This is a genomic window from Brevibacterium sp. NPDC056726 (assembly GCF_042790515.1).
Taxonomy (GTDB): Bacteria; Actinomycetota; Actinomycetes; order Actinomycetales; family Brevibacteriaceae; genus Brevibacterium; species Brevibacterium sanguinis.
Map to the genome: position 1 here is coordinate 251,620 of NZ_JBHTYZ010000004.1, position 17,337 is coordinate 268,956.

The following is a 17,337-nucleotide window of genomic DNA, read 5'->3' on the forward strand; positions in this document are numbered from 1 at the left end:
GGCAGGATCGTCATGTCCGGAATGCTGATTCCGCATCGACGCGAGAGGCGAGACGTGGCAGACGCCACACGCGCACTCAGGAACTCCGGCTGCTTGTCGGACCGTCGTCGTTGCGCGGGGACTCGTCCTCCGCCGCCTGCGCGTCTGAGGGCTGTGCATCCGCGGACTGCGCGTCCGCGGATTCCGCCGCCGCCTCGGCGCCGGCCTCCTCGCGTCCGGTCTCCACTTCGTCGCCGCGGGAGAGCGCATCCCACGTCGCGGCCGAGTCGAATTCGCCGCCGGCGCCTTCGGCGCTGCGGGCGTACCGATTCGACCCCGTCCAGGTCCGCGAGGCGTAGGCGACCCAGCCGATGACGATGACGCCGACGACGGCGGCGAGCAGCGCGACGATCGGCCATGAGGTCGCCCCCGGGGCACCGATCGCGGTGATCGCGCTGACCCCGTAGCCGAGTGCCGCGAGCTCCGCGAGACCGAAGATGACGAAGCGGCCGATGCGGCCGAACATCGCCGAGAGCAGCCCGCACACAGCGATGATCGCCACGCACGCGGTGGCCACGGGCGAGGCCTGCGTCGTCTCGGCCTGGCCGGGCATCGCGACTCCCGCGGGACCGAGAGTCTCGCTGCTCGCCCCCGCCTGCCACGTGGCCAGGGTGATCGCCCACATGCCGGCGGCGACGACGAGGACGAGGAGGACTCCGCGGGATTTGGTCATCGTGCTCCTTCCGTCAGGCGCTGGACCCGACCGGCTGCTGCGGCGGCTGCGAGCACCGCGGCCGCCTTGTTCTCGGACTCACGATACTCCGTCTCCGGCTGGGAGTCGGCGACGATCCCGCCGCCGGCGAAGACGCTCATCACCCCGCGGGCGAGCACCCCGGTGCGGATGGCGATCGCGAGATCGAGGTCACCGGTGAAGGAGAGGTAGCCGACGACTCCCCCGTAGAGTCCGCGCCCGACGACCTCGAGCTCGTCGATGATCTGCAGGGCACGCGGCTTCGGGGCCCCGGAGAGGGTGCCGGCGGGAAAGGTCGCCCGCAGCACGTCGATGCCGTCGTGGCCGTCGGCGACCTCGCCGCGCACGGTCGAGGAGATGTGCATGATGTGGCTGAAGCGCTCGATGTCCATGAAGGTGCTGACATCGACCGTGCCCGCGGTGCAGACCTTCGCGAGGTCGTTGCGGGCGAGGTCGACGAGCATGAGATGCTCGGCGCGCTCCTTCTCATCGCGGAGCAGCTCCCTCGCGAGCCGGTCGTCGTCCTCCGGGGTCGCCCCGCGGGGACGGGACCCGGCGATGGGGTGGGTGACGACGGTGCCGGAGCGGACCGTGACGAGGGCCTCGGGCGAGGAGCCGATGATGCTCACCGGCTGCCCGTCTGCGTCGTGGAGGCCCAGCAGGTACATGAACGGCGAAGGGTTCGAGTGCCGGAGCATGCGGTAGACCATGAGCGGGTCGGCGTCGCAGTCGGTGTCGAAGCGCTGGCCGAGGACGACCTGGAAGATCTCCCCGTCGACGATGTCCTGCTTCGCGCGCTCGACTCCGGACAGGTAGTCCGCCCGCGGTGTGCGGGTGCGCACCTGCGGTGTCGTGGCCACCGGGACGACCGCCTCGGCGGGAGCAGGACGGGAGAGCCGGGCGAGCATCGTCTCGATCCGCGCCACTCCGGCCGCGTACGCCTCGTCGATGCCGGTGTCGGCCCCGTTGACGTTGACGACGTTGGCGACGAGGGTGAGCGTGCCCGAATAGTGGTCGTAGACGGCGATGTCGCCGGGGATCATCAGCTGCACGGTCGGCAGGCGATGCTCGTCGGGATTGGCGGTGCCGAGCTTCTCGAACTCCCGGATGATGTCCCACCCGAAGTACCCGACGAGGCTCGAGACCATGGGCGGCAGATCGCTCGTGTCGATCTTGAGCAGCTCGAGCGTCGCCGAGACCGCGTCGAGGACGCTGCCGGTCTCGGGCACCCCGACCGGCGGCGTGCCCGTCCAGGTGAAGCCCTCGGGGGTGGTGACGAGCGTCGCCACAGGGGCGGAGCCGATGAACGAATAGCGCGCCCAGGCCCCGGCCTCGGCGGATTCGAAGAGGAACGACCCGGGACCGCCGTCGGTGAGCTTCCGGTAGAGGCTCAGGGGCGTGTCGGTGTCGGCGAGGACCTCGGTGTGGACGGGCACGAGCCGGTGGTCGGCGCCGGCGGCGCGGAACTCGGCGAGGCTCGGGCGGATGGTCAGCGGTTCAGTCGCGTGCGTCGTCACTGATCGTCCTTCCGGTGAAGCAGGTCGCGGTCAGAGTGTGGCAGGCCGGTCCCGTCTGGTCGACGGTCATGAGGAGGGCGTCGGCGTCGCAGTCGAGGGCGAGCGAGCGCAGCGCCTGGGTGTGGCCCGACGTCTCCCCCTTGACCCAGTGCTCCTGCCGGGACCGCGACCAGTAGACGGCGCGGCGTTCGGCCAGTGTCCTCTCGACGGCGGTGCGGTCCATCCACGCGAGCATGAGGACCTCGCGCGTCGTCGCCTCCTGGACGACGACGGGGATGAGCCCGCCGGGCCCGAAGCTGATGATCTCGCGCCAGTTCTCCGGCGTCGCATCGATCTGCTGCTGACTCATCGGACATCGAACCCTTCTGCGCGCAGTGCGTCCTTGACCTCGGCGATGGTGAGCGTCCCGAAGTGGAAGACGCTCGCGGCGAGCAGGGCATCGGCCCCGGCCCGCACGGCGGGGGCGAAGTGCTCGACCTTCCCGGCGCCGCCGGAGGCGATGAGCGGGACGCCCACAGCCTGACGGGCGGCGGCGATGAGTTCGAGGTCGAAGCCCTCACGGGTGCCGTCGGCGTCGATCGAGTTGAGCAGGATCTCGCCCACCCCGCGGTCGGCGGCCTCGCGGATCCAGTCGATCGCGCAGCGGCCCGTGCCCTCACGTCCGCCGCGCACGGTGACCTCGAAGCCCGACGGTGTCGTCGTCTCCCGGGTGCGCCGGGCGTCGAGGGAGAGGACGAGCACCTGGTTGCCGAAGTGCCGGGAGATGTCGCTGATGAGCTGCGGATCGACCACCGCCGAGGTGTTGACGGAGATCTTGTCCGCGCCGTCGCGCAGGAGCCGGTCGACGTCGTCGACGCTGCGCACTCCCCCGCCGACGGTGAGCGGGATGAACACCTGCTCGGCGCTGGCCCGGACGACATCGTGGACGGTCTCCCGGTCGCCGCTGCTCGCGGTGACGTCGAGGAACGTCAGCTCGTCGGCCCCGGACTCGCCGTAGACACGTGCGAGTTCGACCGGGTCTCCGGCATCCCGGAGGTCGGCGAAGCGCACGCCCTTGACGACGCGTCCCTCATCGACGTCGAGGCACGGGATGACTCTCACGGCAACCATGGTTCTCTTCTCTCTTCTCTAGATCCCGAGCGTGCGGTAGCGCTCCATGCGGCGGGCCAGCCGGCGCTCTGACTGCGCCCGCATGAGCTCGATGAGCTCGAACTCGAGGGTCTGTCCGACCCGGGCGACGAAGTCGAGGGGTTCGTCGCTGGCATCGGGATGTTCGGCGATGATCCGGTCGACGACTCCCGTGGCGAGCAGCTGGGGAGCGTGGACGCCCTGGCTCTGCGCCATCTGCGGGGCGAAGTCGGTCGTCCGGTGGACGATCGCCGAGGCGCCCTCGGGCGGCAGCGGCGACAGCCAGCCGTTCTCGGCGCTGAGCACGCGGTCGGCGGGGATGAGCGCGAGCGCCCCGCCGCCGGAGCCCTCCCCGAGGATGAGGGAGACGGTGGGGGCGTCGAGGTTCGCGAGCTCGGCGAGCGAGCGCGCGATCTCTCCGGCCATCCCGCCCTCCTCGGCGGATTGGGACAGGGCGGCGCCGGGGGTGTCGATGACGGTGACGAGCGGCAGGTCGAGCTCTCTGGCCAGGCGCATGCCGCGGCGGGCCTCCCGCAGCGCGGCCGGACCGAGCGGTGCCCGCGAGTCCTGCCGGAAGCGGTCCTGGCCGAGGACGATGCACGGGGCGGAGCCGAACTTCGCGAGCGCGAGCAGCAGCCCGGGATCCTTCTCCCCCTCCCCGGTGCCGTTGAGCGGGAGCACCGTGTTCGCCGCGGTGCGCAGGAGATCGCGGACGCCCGGGCGTTCGGGACGGCGGGACCGGGTGATCGCCGCCCACGCATCCGACTCGGGGTCGATCGTGCCCGGGCGGGTGTCCGGGTCGGGCACGCGCGGAGGCACCTCCTTGGCGCCCATGAGGACGTCGAGGACCCGGGAGACCGTCGTCTGGATCCGCTCGGGACCGATGACGGCGTCGATGATCCCGTGCTTGTGGAGGTTCTCCCCGGTCTGCACACCCTCGGGGAACGACTCGCCGTAGAGGGCTTCGAAGACGCGGGGGCCGAGGAAGCCGATGAGGGATCCGGGTTCGGCGACGGTGACGTGGCCCATCGAGCCCCACGAGGCGAACACGCCGCCGGTCGTGGGATGCCGAAGGTAGACGAGGTAGGGCAGACCGGCCCGACGGTGGGCGACGACGGCGTTGGTGATCTTCACCATCGAGAGGAACGCGACGGTGCCCTCCTGCATCCGGGTGCCCCCGGAGGCGGGACCGGCGAGCAGCGGCAGGCCCTCGAGCGTGGCCCGCTCGATCGCGTCGACGAGCCGCTGGGCGGCGGCGACGCCGATCGATCCGGCGAGGAACCGGAACTCTCCGGCGACGACGGCGACCCGGCGGCCGCCGATCGTGCCCTCCCCGGTGATGATCGCCTCGTCGACCCCGGACTTCTCACGGGCCGCGGCGAGTTCGGCGGCATAGTCCTCGGAGATGCCTCCGGCGGGGGTGATGGGGGCCTCGTCCCAGGAGACGAAGGACCCCTCATCGACGACGATGTCGACGAGTTCGTGCGCGTTCAGCCTCGCCATCGTCTCAGTCCCCGCCCTCGGGCGCCGACTCGCCGGTGAGCCACGCCGCGATCGCCTCGGCGTCCTCATCGAGCAGCGGCGGGGCCTCGTGCGTCCTCTTCGTCGTCTCGACCTCCCCGTCGGCTCCCGTGTCGAAGAACCGCAGCGGGGGTCCGGGCAGGTCGATGTCGCCGAGCACGGGGTGGTCGACGGAGACCTTGAGCCCCTGGCTCAGCGCCTGCTCCCAGTCGTAGACCTCGGCGAGGGTGCGCACCGTGCCGGCGGGGATGCCCGCGGCGCTGAGCTTCTCGAGCAGCTGCGCGGACGTGAAGTCGGCGAAGCGGGATTCGATGAGGGCGATGACGGCCGGGCGGTTGGCCACGCGCTCGGCGTTGTCGGCCATGCCCGGGGTGGCCGGGTCGATGTCGAAGGCCGCGGCGAACTTCTGCCAGAGGCTCTCGTTGCCCACGGAGATCTGCACGGCCCCGTCCTGGGAGGCGAAGAGGCCGTACGGGGACAGGGACGGGTGGTGGTTGCCGCCGGGCTGCGGGTTCTCCCCGGCCACGGTGGCCCGGGTTCCCTGGAACGCGTGGACGCCGACCATGCCGGCGATGAGCGAGGTGCGCACGATCTTCCCGCGCCCGGTGCGCTCGCGCTCGAGCAGGGCGGCGAGCACCCCGTAGGAGCCGTAGATGCCGGCGAGCAGGTCGGCGATCGGCACGCCCACCCGCTGCATGTCCTCAGGCCCGGACCCGGTCAGGGACATCAGTCCCGCTTCGCCCTGGGCGATCTGGTCGTAGCCGGCGCGGGCGGCCTCCGGCCCGTCGTGGCCGAAGCCGGTGATCGAGAGGATGACGAGGCGCGGGTTGATCTCCAGGCACGTGGCCGGGGAGAACCCGAGGCGGTCGAGGACGCCGGTGCGGAAGTTCTCGATGAGGACGTCGGCGCGGGCGATGAGCGCCCGCAGCGTGTCCTTGCCGGTCTCGGATTTGAGGTCGAGGGCGATCGACTCCTTGTTCCGGTTCGCGGAGAGGAAGTACGTCGCCTGCGGATCGTCGGCGGGACCGACGAAGGGCGGACCCCACGAGCGGGAGTCGTCGCCGCGGCCGGGGTTCTCGACCTTGATGACCCGGGCGCCGAGGTCGCCGAACATCATTCCCGCGTGCGGACCCGCGAGGGCGCGGGAGAGATCGATGACGGTGTACCCGCTCAGCGGCCCCTCACCTGTGGCCGGTGCGTCGTCGAACATGCCTAGTCCTCCTCATATGTGGTCCATGTGGTCACGAGCTTACGCAGTCGGGCGACCTCGTCGTAGGCGCGGGGGCCGTCGGCGTGCTGGACGGCCATGACCGCGCACGTCGAACCGTCGGCGAGGTCGAGGATCGCCCACGGGTCGTCGCCGTACGTCGAGAACGTCACCCCGAGGATCTGCCCCCAGCCGAACCGGCGGGTGCGCACGATGTTGCGCACCGTCAGCCCCGCCTCGTCGGGGCGGGCCTCGATGCTGCCGACCCGCAGGAGGGCGGCTGCGAAGAGGACGCCGAGGAGGTTCATCCACACGACGTCGAACCACGTCCACGGCCGCCAGTCGACGACGAGGAGGGCGACGGAGAGCACCGCGAAGCCGACGAAGACGACGGCCGCGCCGACGAAGCCGAGCACGCGGACCCGCCGGGGCCGGAAGACGGCGAACTCAGATGCGGCAGGCGCCAATGTTCGTCACCAGGATCGCGCGCGCACCGACCGCGTAGAGGCGGTCCATGACGTTGTTCACGGACTTCGCCTCGACCATGACCCGCACGGCCACCCAGCCGGTCTCCTGCAGCGGGGAGACCGTCGGCGATTCGAGTCCCGGGGTCAGGCTGATCGCCTCGGGCACGAGGCGCTCTTCGATGTTGTAGTCGACGAGCACGTACTGGCGGGCGACCATGACGGATTCGAGGCGGCGCTTGAGCACCTCGATCGAGGCGTCGGCGCCGTCGCGCTGGACGAGGACGGCTTCGGACTCGAGCATCGGCTCCCCGAAGGTCTCGAGGCCCGCCGCCCGCAGGGTGCTGCCGGTCTCGACGACGTCGGCGACGGCATCGGCGACGCCGAGCTGGATCGAGACCTCGATGGCGCCGTCGAGCTGGACGGTCTCGGCCGTGATGCCCCGGGCGTCGAGGTCGGTCTGGACGAGATGCGGGAAGCTCGTGGCGATCCGCTTGCCGGCGAGTTCGTCGACGCTGTCGTAGCGGCCGCGCTCCCCGGCGTAGAAGAAGCGGGAGTTCCCGAAGCCGAGGCCGATGACCTCCTGGGCCTTCGCCTGGGATTCGAGGAGGAGGTCGCGACCGGTGATCCCGGCGTCGAGGATGCCGGAGCCGACGTAGACGGCGATGTCGCGGGGGCGCAGGTAGAAGAACTCGACCCCGTTCGTCTCGTCCCGGTGGACGAGGGTCTTCGATCCGCGCCGGGTCGAGTACCCGGCTTCGCTGAGCATGTCGGTGGCGGCTTCGGAGAGGATGCCCTTGTTGGGCACGGCTACACGCAGCATGGCGTCCTTTGCGAGGAGGAGAGGAAGGTCACAGGTGGGCGTTGACGTCGTCGAGGCTTAAGTCCTTGGCGATCATGAGCACCTGGAGATGGTAGAGCAGCTGGGAGATCTCCTCGGCGAGCTCGTCCGGCGTCTCGTACTCCGCGGCCATCCACACCTCGGCGGCCTCCTCGACGATCTTCTTCCCGATCGCATGGACTCCCGCGTCGAGTTCGGCGACGGTCTTCGATCCGGCGGGCCGGTCGAGGGACTTGGCGAGGAGTTCAGCGTAGAGAGAGTCGAAGGTCTTCACGTGATCCAGGGTAGACCATCGCCGCTGCGTGCCCTGACCGGGGTCTCAGGTCCCGGACGCGGCATCCGGGCCGCGGGTGATGTCGGTCGCACCGGTGTGCGGGGCGGAGATCGTCTGCTTCGAGCGCTTCGACCAGTCGAGGAAGCCGATGACGACCATGACGAGGAAGATGAGGTAGACGGCGCCGGAGAAGACGAGTCCCCCGGCCACGGCCAGCGGGATGCCGACGAGGTCGACGGCGAGCCAGACGAACCAGAACTCGACGATCGCCCGTCCCTGGGCGTACATCGCCACGAGGGAGCCGATGAAGATGTAGGCGTCGGGGTAGGGGTTCCACGACCAGCCGCCGACGGAGAGGATGTACCCGAAGACGGCGGTGCCGATGACGAGGGCGGCGATGAGCCCGATCCGCTCCTTCCACGTCGCCCACCGGACGACGACCTCGCCCTTGACCTCCTGCGACTTCCGCCACTGCGTCCATCCCCAGACGGCGGCGACGATGATGACGACCTGGCGGGAGGCATTGCCGCCGAGACCGGCCGAGAGCGAGGCGGAGAAGAGGAGGATCGACCCGAGGATCTGCACCGGCCAGGAGAGGATGTTCCGCTTGAGGGCGAGGACGACGGTGGCCAGCGCGCAGATGTTGCCGAAGAGATCCGAGTACGGCACGGGTTTGCCGAGCAGCTCGAAGGCCGGGGTGTTGAGCCAGGAGAGGAATTCCATGATGTGCCTCGGATCGCGGGTCGGTCAGTGGGTGTGGGAGGCGGAGGCGAGGCTGCGGAGCTCGGCGATCGCCGCGGCCGCATCCTCGGCGCTGTAGACGGCGGACCCGGCGACGAGGACGTCGGCACCGGCGTCGACGACGCGCTCGACGGTCGCGGCGGAGACGCCGCCGTCGACCTGCAGCCTGATCTCGAGTCCGGAGGCGGAGATCGCCTCCCGGGTGCGGGCGATCTTCGGCAGGCACACGTCGAGGAATTTCTGCCCGCCGAAGCCGGGTTCGACGGTCATGATGAGGATCTGGTCGAATTCGGGCAGGAGGTCGATGTAGGGCTCGATCGGGGTCGCGGGCTTGAGCGCGAGGCTCGCCTTCGCCCCCAGCCGCCGCAGCTCCCTGGCCAGTCGCACGGGGGCCGCGGCCGCCTCGGCGTGGAAGGTCACCGAGGCGCACCCGAGCTCCGCGTACACGGGCGCGTTGCGGTCGGCGTCGGCGATCATGAGGTGCGCGTCGAGCGGGATCGGGCTGATCGCCTGGATCCGCTCGACGACGGGCGGGCCGAAGGTGAGATTGGGCACGAAGTGGTTGTCCATGACGTCGATGTGGGCCATGTCCGCCGTCGCGATCTTCTCAAGCTCCCCGCGGAGGTCGGAGAAATCGGAGGAGAGGATGCTCGGGTTGATCTCGATCGCCATATCAGTTCGCCTTCTTCAGCAGGGCCAGGAACATTCCGTCGGTGTCGTGGACGTGGGGCCACAGCTGCGCGTAGCGGCCGTCGCCGCGGCTGACCGAGGCGAAGGAGTCGGCCTCGGCGCCGGTGACAGCGGCGAGCACGGCCGGGGTGTCGAGGATCTCCACGTCGTCGCCGGTCTCCTTCCGCCGCCGGCGGAGGACGTCGTCGACGACGAGGACGGTCTCCGCATAGTGAGGTGAGCACGTCGAGTAGGCGACGACGCCGCCAGGCGCCGCCGCGTCGAGGGCGGAGGCGAGGATCTCCCGCTGGAGCGCGGCCAGGGCGTTGACGTCGTCGGGGCTGCGCCGGTACCGGGCCTCGGGCCGGCGCCGCAGCGCACCGAGGCCGGTGCAGGGGACGTCGACGAGGATCTTCGCGTACGGGCCCTCGGCGTCTCGGGCATCGGCGACGCCGACGGTGACGTTGTCGAGCGCCTGGGTCGAGGTCTCGACGAGGGAGGCCCGGTGCGGGCTCGAGTCGAACGCGTCGAGGGACTCGCCCTCGGTGCGGGCGCGGGCGGCGAGGACAGCGGCCTTCCCGCCGGGGCCCGCGCAGAGGTCGGCCCACGTCCCGTCCGGGGCGGCCGCCTCGGCGAGTGCGAGGGCGACGAGGGCGGAGCCTTCGTCCTGGACGCGGGCGCGACCGTCGGCGACGGCGGGGATGTCCTTGGGCACGGCCGTCTCGAGGTGGACGCCGAGCGGCGAGAGCGGGGTCGGGGTGCCGGGCAGCGCGCTGCGGTCGAGGAGTCCCGGCAGGGCGGTGACGGCGACCTGGGCCGGAGTGTTGTCGGCGGTGAGCAGCGCATCGAGTTCGCCGGCGTCGCGGCCGTGGCCCTTGAGCGCCTGGGTGAGCGCCCGGACGATCCATTCGGGATGCGAGCTGGCGATCGCCTGCCGGGCGGTCTCCGAGCGCCCCTGCCCGACCCGGTCGAGCCAGGTCTGCCGGTCGGCCTCGGAGACCCGGCGCAGCACCGCGTTGACGAAGCCCGCGGTCTTCGGGGCCGCGTATTTGACGACTCCGACGGTCTCGGAGAGCGCGGCGTGGTCGGGCACGCGCATCGCGAGGATCTGGTGGGCGCCCATCCGCATCGCCGCGAGCGGTTCGGGGTCGATCTGCGTGACCGGTCGACCGGCGGCGTGGGCGATGACGGCGTCGTAGAACTCCTGTCCGCGCAGGGTGCCGTACGTGAGTTCGGTGGCGAACGCGGCGTCCTGGGGGTTCAGGTGCGTGCGGGCGATCTTCGCCGGCAGCAGGAGGTTCGCGTACGCGTCCTTCGTGTCGACGTCGGTGAGCACCTCCCACGCGAGCCGGCGGGGCAGGTTGGGCTTCTGGGCCATCTCAGGCCTCCTTGCTCGTCGTGGCGCGGCCGGCGTCGGCCGGTGCGGCGGCGTCGATGCGGACCTCGCCGTGTCCGCGCAGATAGTCGGCCGCGCTCATGCGGGGTTTGCCGAAGGGCTGGATCTCGCTCACGCGCAGCCAGCCGTCCCCGACCCCGAGCACGGCGGCACCGTCGTGGGAGGTGAGCAGGCCGACCTCCGCCGAGGCGGTCGGGGCCGGAGTCGGGGCGGCGTCGCCTCCCACCGGGGTGAGGCCGAAGAGCTTCGTCCGCTTCCCGTCGACCGTCACCCACGGTCCCGGTGCGGGGCTGACCCCGCGGGAGCGGGCGACGACCTCGGCACCGGGGCGGGTGAGGTCGAGGTGGGCGTCGGCGGCGGTGATCTTCTCGGCATGGCTCGGCTGAGCGCCTGCGGCGATGAGCGCGTCCTGCGGGGTGAAGTCCGCGGTGCCGGCGGCGAGATCGTCGAACGCGGCGACGAGTTCGCCGGCCCCGACCGCGGCGTAGGCGGCCAGTGCCGCGGCGGCGTCGTCCTGATCGAGCGGCAGGGTGCGGGTGCGCACGACATCGCCGGTGTCCATGCCGGTGTCGATCCGGAAGACGCTCACCCCGCTCGTCGTCTCCCCCGCGATGAGGGCGCGCTGGATCGGGGCGGCCCCGCGGTGGGCGGGCAGGAGCGAGAAGTGGAGGTTGAACCAGCCGAGTCGCGCCGTCGACAGCGCTGCGGGTCCGGCGATCGCGCCGTAGGCGACGACGGCGACGGCATCGGCGCCGATCTCCCGCAGCTGCCCGATGACGTCCCCGCGCAGACGATCGGCTTCGATGACGGGCAGTCCGAGCTCGAGCGCCCGGGCCTTGACGGGTGAGGGGGTGAGGACGCGCTTGCGGCCGACCGGGGCGTCGGGACGGGTGAGCACCGCGCGGACCGTGTGGTCGGAGGCGACGAGCGCCTCGAGCGCGGGAACGGCGACCTCCGGGGTGCCGGCGAAGACGATATCCACAGAAAGAGATTGTACGTCGTGGGCGCCGGGCTCAGAGCGACCGGGGATCGTCGATGCGCACCCGCACCTGCGGCAGCTTCTTCGCCGAGCGCGCCGCCGTCGTCTCGGCCAGGCGCGTGCCGATGTGGGGGCCGGCGGCGATCGGGAAGGCGGCGACGACGCGCTGACCGTCCTCGTCGTCGTCGCGGATGAGTTCGGTGAGCTCCGGCACCTCGGCGAGCACGGCGTCGATGTCGGTGCCGGGACCGGTGAGTTCGACGATCCGGCGGTACGGCGGGAACCCGAGCTCCCGGCGGTCGGCCAGCGACCGCGTCATCGTCACGGCGGGGTCGAAGGTCGTCAGCGCCCCGCGGATCGTCTCATCGGCATCACCGAGGTAGACGACTCCCCCGTCGGTGCGCGAGCGGACGAGGGAGGCCGCCCGCATCCGCCGCCGCACCCCTTCGTCGCTCGCCCGCATCCACGGGCCCGGCCACAGGGTGTCGAGGAGGATCCCCGCGGCGTAGCCGCCGATCGCGTAGGGTTCGGCGCCGGTCGTCGCGACGACGACGCGGGGGGCGAAGTCGAGGGCGACGGGGATGTCGTCTCCCCCGGATTCGACGATCTCGATGCCCGGCAGCGCCTTGACCAGCTCCTCGACGGTGCGGGTGCGTCCGCGCACGATAGAGCGCACCTGGTGGGAGCGGCAGCGCGCGCACGTGAAGGTCTCGGAGTGGTACCCGCACGTCCGACACGCGAAGGGCCCGACCTCGGACTGGGTCGACAGCGGCGATTCGCACACCGGGCAGCGGGCCGTCTCCTGGCATCGCGCGCACGCGAACACCGGGTAGTACCCGCCGCGGGGGACCTGGACGAGGACGGGGCCGGGCGCGCTCCCGTCCCGGGGCTTGAGCGCCGCGCGCATGATGTCCCACGCCCGGGTGGGGATCCGCTGCCACGCGTAGGGGTCGCGCTCCTCGTCGGGGACGACGACGAGCGGTGAGGAGCTGCGGCGGGCCGCGGCAGCGGGGCTGATGTCGCGCAGCCACCCGATCTCGACGAGCCGCTCGACCTCGGCGCTGCGGTCGGTCGAGGCGAAGAGGAGACCGGTCTCCTCGAGGTTCGACCGGAGCAGGCTGACCTCCCGCGCGTGCGGGTAGGGGGCGTGCTGGTCGAGGTAGTTCTGGTTCGCGTCGTCGAGGCAGATGATGACGCCGAGGTCGGCGAGCGGGGCGAAGGCGGCGGCGCGAGTGCCGATGATCAGGCGGGTGTCGCCGAGGAGGCCACGCAGCCACGCCGCCCACCGCTGCTCCGGTGACTGGTCGGCGTGGAGGGCGGTGTACTCGGTGATCTGCCCGCCGCGGGCGATCTCGGCCTCGAGCGCTGCCGAGAGCACCGCGATCTCCCGGTGGTCGGGGACGAGCCAGAGCACGGCGGCACCCCGGGCCAGAGCGGCCCGCGCGGCGCGCAGTCCCGCGGTGATCCACCCGAGGCCGGGGGTGGTGCCGGGAGTGAAGGTGAGCGCGAGGCGGGCGCGGTCGGACCCGGCGGTGCCGGGATCGCCGTCGGTGACCTCGGTGCCGGCCTCGATGACCCACTCGCCGAGGGCGTCGACGATCGGGGGCTCCTCGGGGGCGTCCTCGTCTCGGCCGGGATCGTCCCGGCCGGGCTCGTCGCCTGCGGTCTTGCCGCCGGTCTCCCCCATCTGCCGCCGCTCGATCGCGCGGAGCACGGCCTTCTCGGCGCGGGCGTGGCGGGGTGGGATCGCGAGCCGGAGCACATCGGGCAGGGTGCCCGCGTACCGGGTGGCGACGGCCTCGCAGAGTTCGAGGAGGGCGGGGGTGAGCACGGGCAGCGGGCTTGTGATCCGCTCGATGACGGCGAGCGGACCGATGTGGTCGCTCTCGTCCGCGCGTTCGAGGATGAACCCGTCACGGAGCCGGCCGGCGAACTTCACGCGCACCCGCACCCCCGGCTGCGCCGCCTCGGCGAGCTTCTCCGGGACGGCGTAGTCGAAGGCGCGCGCGAGATGCGGGACCGGGTGGTCGACGAGGACGCGGGCGACGGGCGCGTCCGGGGCGAGCGGCACCTGCCCCACAGCGGTGGTGCCGGTCGCGATGGGAAGGGGCTCGTCCACTCTCAGTGCGCGGACACGGCGCGCAGCAGGTCGTCGGCGCGGTCGGTCCTCTCCCACGTGAAGTCGGGCAGCTCACGGCCGAAGTGACCGTACGTCGAGGTCTGCGAGTAGATCGGGCGGAGCAGGTCGAGTTCGCGGATGATCATCGCCGGGCGCAGGTCGAAGACCTCGCGGATGGCCTTGGTGATCGCCGCGGGGTCGACCTTCTCGGTGCCGAAGGTCTCGACGTAGAGGCCCATCGGGTCGACCCGGCCGATCGCGTAGGAGACCTGGACCTCGGCGCGGTCGGCGAGTCCCGCGGCGACGATGTTCTTCGCCACCCAGCGCATCGCGTAGGCAGCCGAGCGGTCGACCTTCGAGGGGTCCTTGCCGGAGAACGCGCCGCCGCCGTGGCGGGAGAAGCCGCCGTAGGTGTCGACGATGATCTTGCGCCCCGTCAGTCCCGCATCGCCCATCGGGCCGCCGGTGACGAAGGGCCCGGCGGGATTGATGTGGATCTTCTCATTGCCGCGGTCGAGTCCCGAGGCCTCGGCGATCGGGCCGACGACGAACTCCTCGATGTCAGCCTTGAGCTGGTCCTGGGAGATGTCGGCGGCATGCTGGGTGGAGACGACGATGTTCTCGAGCGAGACCGCGGTGTCCCCGTCGTAGCCGATCGTCAGCTGGGTCTTGCCGTCGGGGCGGAGGTAGGACAGCTCCCCGGACTTGCGGACGGCGCTGAGCTTCTCGGCCATCCGGGAGGCGAGGTGGATGGGCAGGGGCATGAGGACGTCGGTCGCGTTGTCGGCGTAGCCGAACATCAGACCCTGGTCCCCGGCGCCCAGCGACGAGCCGTGGTCGGTCTCGAGCGCCTCGCGGAAGTCGAGCGGGTTCGTCACCCCGGAGTGGATGTCGAGAGACTGGCTGCCGATCGAGACCGACACACCGCACGAATGGCCGTCGAAGCCGGTGTCCGAGGAGTCGTAGCCGATGCCGGTGATGAGGCTGCGGACGATGCCGGCGACATCGGCGTACGCGTCGGTGTTGACCTCACCGGCGACGTGGACGAGCCCGGTCGTCACCATCGTCTCGACGGCGACCTTCGCGTTCGGGTCCTTGGAGAGGAGGTCGTCGAGCACGGCGTCGCTGATCTGATCGCAGATCTTGTCGGGGTGGCCTTCGGTGACGGATTCGGAGGAGAAGTAGCGCAGTTCGGATGTACTCACGGCGTCGATTCTACTGGGGTGGTGCGGCGGGCGATTTCGGCAACGACCTTTTGCGCAACATCGTCCTTCGTGCCCGCCAGCGTCGCCGCGTCGACGACGTCGGAGCCACCGTCCCCGGCGGCGAGGATGACGACCTCGGTGACGTCGTGGCCGAAGGCGCGGTCGGCGGAGACGTCGTTGAAGACGAGGAGGTCGGCGCCCTTGCGACGGAACTTCGCCTCGGCGTACTCGTGTGCGGTGTGGGCGGCGTCGCCGGTCTCGGCGGCGAAGCCGACGATGAACTGGCCGGGTCGGCGGTCGGCGACGAGCCCGGCGAGGACGTCGGGGTTCTGGACGAGTTCGATGCTCATCCCCTCGTCCCCGGACTTCTTGAGCTTCGCATCGGCGAGCCGGGCCGGCCGGAAGTCGGCGACGGCGGCGGCCATGATGATGATGTCGGCGTGCTCGGCCGCCGTGGCCATCGCGGCCTGGAGGTCGAGGGTCGATTCGATCGGGGTCACGGTGATGCCGGCAGGCAGGTCGGCGAGCAGTCCGGAGTCGACGTGCGCGGCGACGAGTTCGACCTGCGCGCCGGCGGCGAACGCGGCGCGGGCCAGCGCGATGCCCTGTTTGCCCGAGGAGCGGTTGCCGAGGAACCGGACGGGGTCGAGCGCCTCTCGGGTGCCGCCGGCGCTGACGACGACGCGCCTGCCGCTCAGGGGGCCCGTGGAGTCGGTGCCTGCCGTGCCGGCCTGGGCAGCGGCGGTCTCAGTCGTGCCGGCCTCGGTCGTATCGGCCTGGGCCGCGGCGAGGGCGAAGGCGACGATCTCCTCGGGTTCGGGCAGGCGCCCCGGTCCGGAGTCGGGTCCGGTGAGACGGCCGACGGCGGGGTCGAGGACGTGGACACCGCGCTCGCGCAGCGTCGCGATGTTCGCCACGGTCGCGTGGTTGTGCCACATCTCCGTGTGCATCGCAGGCGCCACGACGATCGGCGCCGTCGTCGTGAGCACCGAGGCGGTGAGCAGGTCGTCGGCGAGGCCGGCGGCGATCTTCGCGATCGTGTTCGCCGTGGCCGGGGCGACGATGAGGAGCTCGGCCTCATGGCCGATGCGCACATGGTTGACCTTGTCGACCTCGTCGAAGACGTCGGTGGTCACGGGCTGTCCCGACAGCGCTTCGAAGGTCGGGGCGCCGACGAACTTCAGGGCGTCGGCGGTGGGCACGACCGTGACGGTGTGCCCGAGCTCCCGGAGGCGCCGGATGACGTGCGCCGATTTGTAGGCGGCGATCCCACCGGCGACTCCGAGGACGATTCTCACTGGTCGCTGAAGTCGATCGCGCCGTCGGTGTTCACGGGCGCCTCGGCGGTCTCCTCGACGGTCGTCGTCGCGAAGTCGGCTTCGCTGATCTCACGGGAGACGATCTTGCCCTCGTTGATCTCGCGCAGGGCGATCGACAAGGGCTTCTCGTGGGGTTCCGGGGTGACGAGCGGTCCGACGTTCTCGAGCAGACCCTCCTGCAGCTGTGCGTAGTAGGAGTTGATCTGGCGCGCACGCTGAGCGGCGACGGACACGAGTTCGTACTTCGAGCCGGTGACGGTGAGGAGTTCGTCGATCGGCGGATTGGTGATGCCTTCGGGCTGAGCAGGCAAGGGGTGTCCCATCTAATCGAGTGTGGATATACCCATCAATTGTATGAGTTCTTCTGCCGCAGTGCGAACACTGTCGTTGACGATGGTGACGTCGAACTCGGATTCGGCGGCGAGTTCGGCCCGCGCCGTGGTCAGCCGCCTCGCCTGCTCCTCGGCGCTCTCGGTGCCGCGCCCGGTGAGCCGGCAGACGAGTTCGTCCCAGGTCGGCGGGGCGAGGAAGACGAAGAGGGCGTCGGGCATCTTCGCCTTGACCTGGCGCGCCCCCTGCAGGTCGATCTCGAGCAGGGAGGGGATGCCTTCGGCGAGGTGCTGCCGCACGGGCCCCGACGGGGTGCCGTAGCGGTGGCGGCCGTGGACGACGGCGTACTCGAGCATCTCGTCGCGGGAGATGAGCCCGTCGAACTCGTCGTCGGAGACGAAGTGATAATGAACACCGTCGATCTCACCGGGGCGCCGGGGCCGCGTCGTCGCAGACACCGAGAACCAGATCTCGGGGTGGTGCTGTCTGATATAGGAGCTGATGGTGCCTTTTCCGACTGCGGTGGGTCCCGCGAGAACGGTGAGTCGAGTGTTCACAGATCTAAAGTGTCACACTCAGGAGTATTTCTCCAACAGGGCGTTCTTCTGGTGCACGCCGAGGCCCTTGATGCGCCGCGATGAGGCGATCCCGACCTCTTCCATCGCCGCTTCGGCCCGGCGATCGCCCACTCCGGGCAGCGACCGGAGGAGGTCGAGCACGCGCATCTTCGCGAGTGCTTCGTCCTTCCCTGCCTTCTTGAGCACTGCCGCAAGATCGGTCTCACCGCTCTTGAGGGCCGACTTCACCTCGGCGCGCACCTGTCGAGCCTTGAACGCTTTGTCAAGAGCGGCCGAACGCTGTTGCGGGGTCAATGGTTCGAGTGCCACATTATCTCCT

General features: G+C 70.9%; 19 protein-coding genes. All 19 read right to left on the bottom strand.

Annotation, left to right across the window (positions count from 1 at the left end; translation table 11 throughout):
• Nucleotides 1-76: 76 nt before the first annotated feature.
• The 19 genes from ACFQ91_RS10085 to mihF are packed head-to-tail and all read right to left on the bottom strand — an operon-like array spanning nucleotide 77 to nucleotide 17,327.
• Nucleotides 77-712 (bottom strand): Trp biosynthesis-associated membrane protein, encoded by a 636-nt coding sequence (locus tag ACFQ91_RS10085; RefSeq protein WP_211979169.1) that lies wholly within the window; start codon nucleotides 710-712, stop codon nucleotides 77-79.
• Complete coding sequence (trpE, locus tag ACFQ91_RS10090; RefSeq protein WP_211979168.1) at nucleotides 709-2,247, bottom strand: anthranilate synthase component I; 1,539 nt, start codon at nucleotides 2,245-2,247, stop codon at nucleotides 709-711. The genes ACFQ91_RS10085 and trpE overlap by 4 nt, the downstream gene beginning before the upstream one ends.
• Nucleotides 2,228-2,596, bottom strand: coding sequence for a phosphoribosyl-AMP cyclohydrolase (gene hisI / locus ACFQ91_RS10095; RefSeq protein ID WP_198498868.1), 369 nt, complete (start codon nucleotides 2,594-2,596; stop codon nucleotides 2,228-2,230). The genes trpE and hisI overlap by 20 nt, the downstream gene beginning before the upstream one ends.
• Nucleotides 2,593-3,357, bottom strand: a complete 765-nt coding sequence (gene hisF, locus ACFQ91_RS10100; RefSeq protein ID WP_198498869.1) for an imidazole glycerol phosphate synthase subunit HisF — start codon at nucleotides 3,355-3,357, stop codon at nucleotides 2,593-2,595. The genes hisI and hisF overlap by 4 nt, the downstream gene beginning before the upstream one ends.
• A gap of 18 nt (nucleotides 3,358-3,375) precedes the next feature.
• Nucleotides 3,376-4,878 (bottom strand): carboxyl transferase domain-containing protein, encoded by a 1,503-nt coding sequence (locus ACFQ91_RS10105; protein WP_211979167.1) that lies wholly within the window; start codon nucleotides 4,876-4,878, stop codon nucleotides 3,376-3,378.
• A 4-nt stretch (nucleotides 4,879-4,882) separates the two neighbouring features.
• Nucleotides 4,883-6,106 carry a CaiB/BaiF CoA-transferase family protein gene (locus ACFQ91_RS10110; RefSeq protein ID WP_211979166.1) on the bottom strand — a complete coding sequence of 408 codons (1,224 nt, stop codon included), beginning with the start codon at nucleotides 6,104-6,106 and terminating at the stop codon, nucleotides 4,883-4,885.
• 2 nt (nucleotides 6,107-6,108) lie between these two features.
• Complete coding sequence (locus ACFQ91_RS10115; protein ID WP_198498872.1) at nucleotides 6,109-6,570, bottom strand: PH domain-containing protein; 462 nt, start codon at nucleotides 6,568-6,570, stop codon at nucleotides 6,109-6,111.
• The gene (gene hisG, locus ACFQ91_RS10120) at nucleotides 6,551-7,390 is read right to left on the bottom strand and encodes an ATP phosphoribosyltransferase (RefSeq protein WP_211979165.1); all 840 of its coding nucleotides are present in this window, start codon (nucleotides 7,388-7,390) and stop codon (nucleotides 6,551-6,553) included. Before hisG ends, ACFQ91_RS10115 begins: the two co-directional genes overlap by 20 nt.
• A 28-nt stretch (nucleotides 7,391-7,418) precedes the next feature.
• Nucleotides 7,419-7,682, bottom strand: a complete 264-nt coding sequence (locus ACFQ91_RS10125; protein ID WP_198498874.1) for a phosphoribosyl-ATP diphosphatase — start codon at nucleotides 7,680-7,682, stop codon at nucleotides 7,419-7,421.
• 45 nt (nucleotides 7,683-7,727) lie between these two features.
• On the bottom strand, nucleotides 7,728-8,405 hold the full coding sequence (locus ACFQ91_RS10130) for a nicotinamide mononucleotide transporter family protein (RefSeq protein ID WP_211979164.1): 678 nt from the start codon (nucleotides 8,403-8,405) through the stop codon (nucleotides 7,728-7,730).
• Nucleotides 8,406-8,429: 24 nt separating this feature from the next.
• Nucleotides 8,430-9,095: a ribulose-phosphate 3-epimerase gene (rpe, locus tag ACFQ91_RS10135; protein ID WP_211979163.1), complete on the bottom strand. Its 666-nt coding sequence runs from the start codon at nucleotides 9,093-9,095 to the stop codon at nucleotides 8,430-8,432.
• A gap of 1 nt (nucleotide 9,096) precedes the next feature.
• Nucleotides 9,097-10,470: an RsmB/NOP family class I SAM-dependent RNA methyltransferase gene (locus ACFQ91_RS10140; protein WP_211979162.1), complete on the bottom strand. Its 1,374-nt coding sequence runs from the start codon at nucleotides 10,468-10,470 to the stop codon at nucleotides 9,097-9,099.
• 1 nt (nucleotide 10,471) lies between these two features.
• Complete coding sequence (locus ACFQ91_RS10145; RefSeq protein ID WP_211979161.1) at nucleotides 10,472-11,470, bottom strand: methionyl-tRNA formyltransferase; 999 nt, start codon at nucleotides 11,468-11,470, stop codon at nucleotides 10,472-10,474.
• Nucleotides 11,471-11,501: 31 nt separating this feature from the next.
• A complete protein-coding gene (locus ACFQ91_RS10150; RefSeq protein ID WP_211979160.1) occupies nucleotides 11,502-13,586 on the bottom strand; it encodes a primosomal protein N' in 2,085 nt (694 codons plus the stop codon).
• 2 nt (nucleotides 13,587-13,588) lie between these two features.
• Nucleotides 13,589-14,791 (bottom strand): methionine adenosyltransferase, encoded by a 1,203-nt coding sequence (metK, locus tag ACFQ91_RS10155; RefSeq protein ID WP_211979159.1) that lies wholly within the window; start codon nucleotides 14,789-14,791, stop codon nucleotides 13,589-13,591.
• Complete coding sequence (gene coaBC / locus ACFQ91_RS10160) at nucleotides 14,788-16,089, bottom strand: bifunctional phosphopantothenoylcysteine decarboxylase/phosphopantothenate--cysteine ligase CoaBC (RefSeq protein WP_211979158.1); 1,302 nt, start codon at nucleotides 16,087-16,089, stop codon at nucleotides 14,788-14,790. The genes metK and coaBC overlap by 4 nt, the downstream gene beginning before the upstream one ends.
• A complete protein-coding gene (gene rpoZ / locus ACFQ91_RS10165) occupies nucleotides 16,086-16,433 on the bottom strand; it encodes a DNA-directed RNA polymerase subunit omega (protein WP_198498882.1) in 348 nt (115 codons plus the stop codon). Before rpoZ ends, coaBC begins: the two co-directional genes overlap by 4 nt.
• Nucleotides 16,434-16,997: a guanylate kinase gene (gmk, locus tag ACFQ91_RS10170; RefSeq protein WP_198498883.1), complete on the bottom strand. Its 564-nt coding sequence runs from the start codon at nucleotides 16,995-16,997 to the stop codon at nucleotides 16,434-16,436.
• A gap of 18 nt (nucleotides 16,998-17,015) precedes the next feature.
• Nucleotides 17,016-17,327, bottom strand: a complete 312-nt coding sequence (mihF, locus tag ACFQ91_RS10175; protein WP_137823967.1) for an integration host factor, actinobacterial type — start codon at nucleotides 17,325-17,327, stop codon at nucleotides 17,016-17,018.
• Nucleotides 17,328-17,337: the final 10 nt, after the last annotated feature.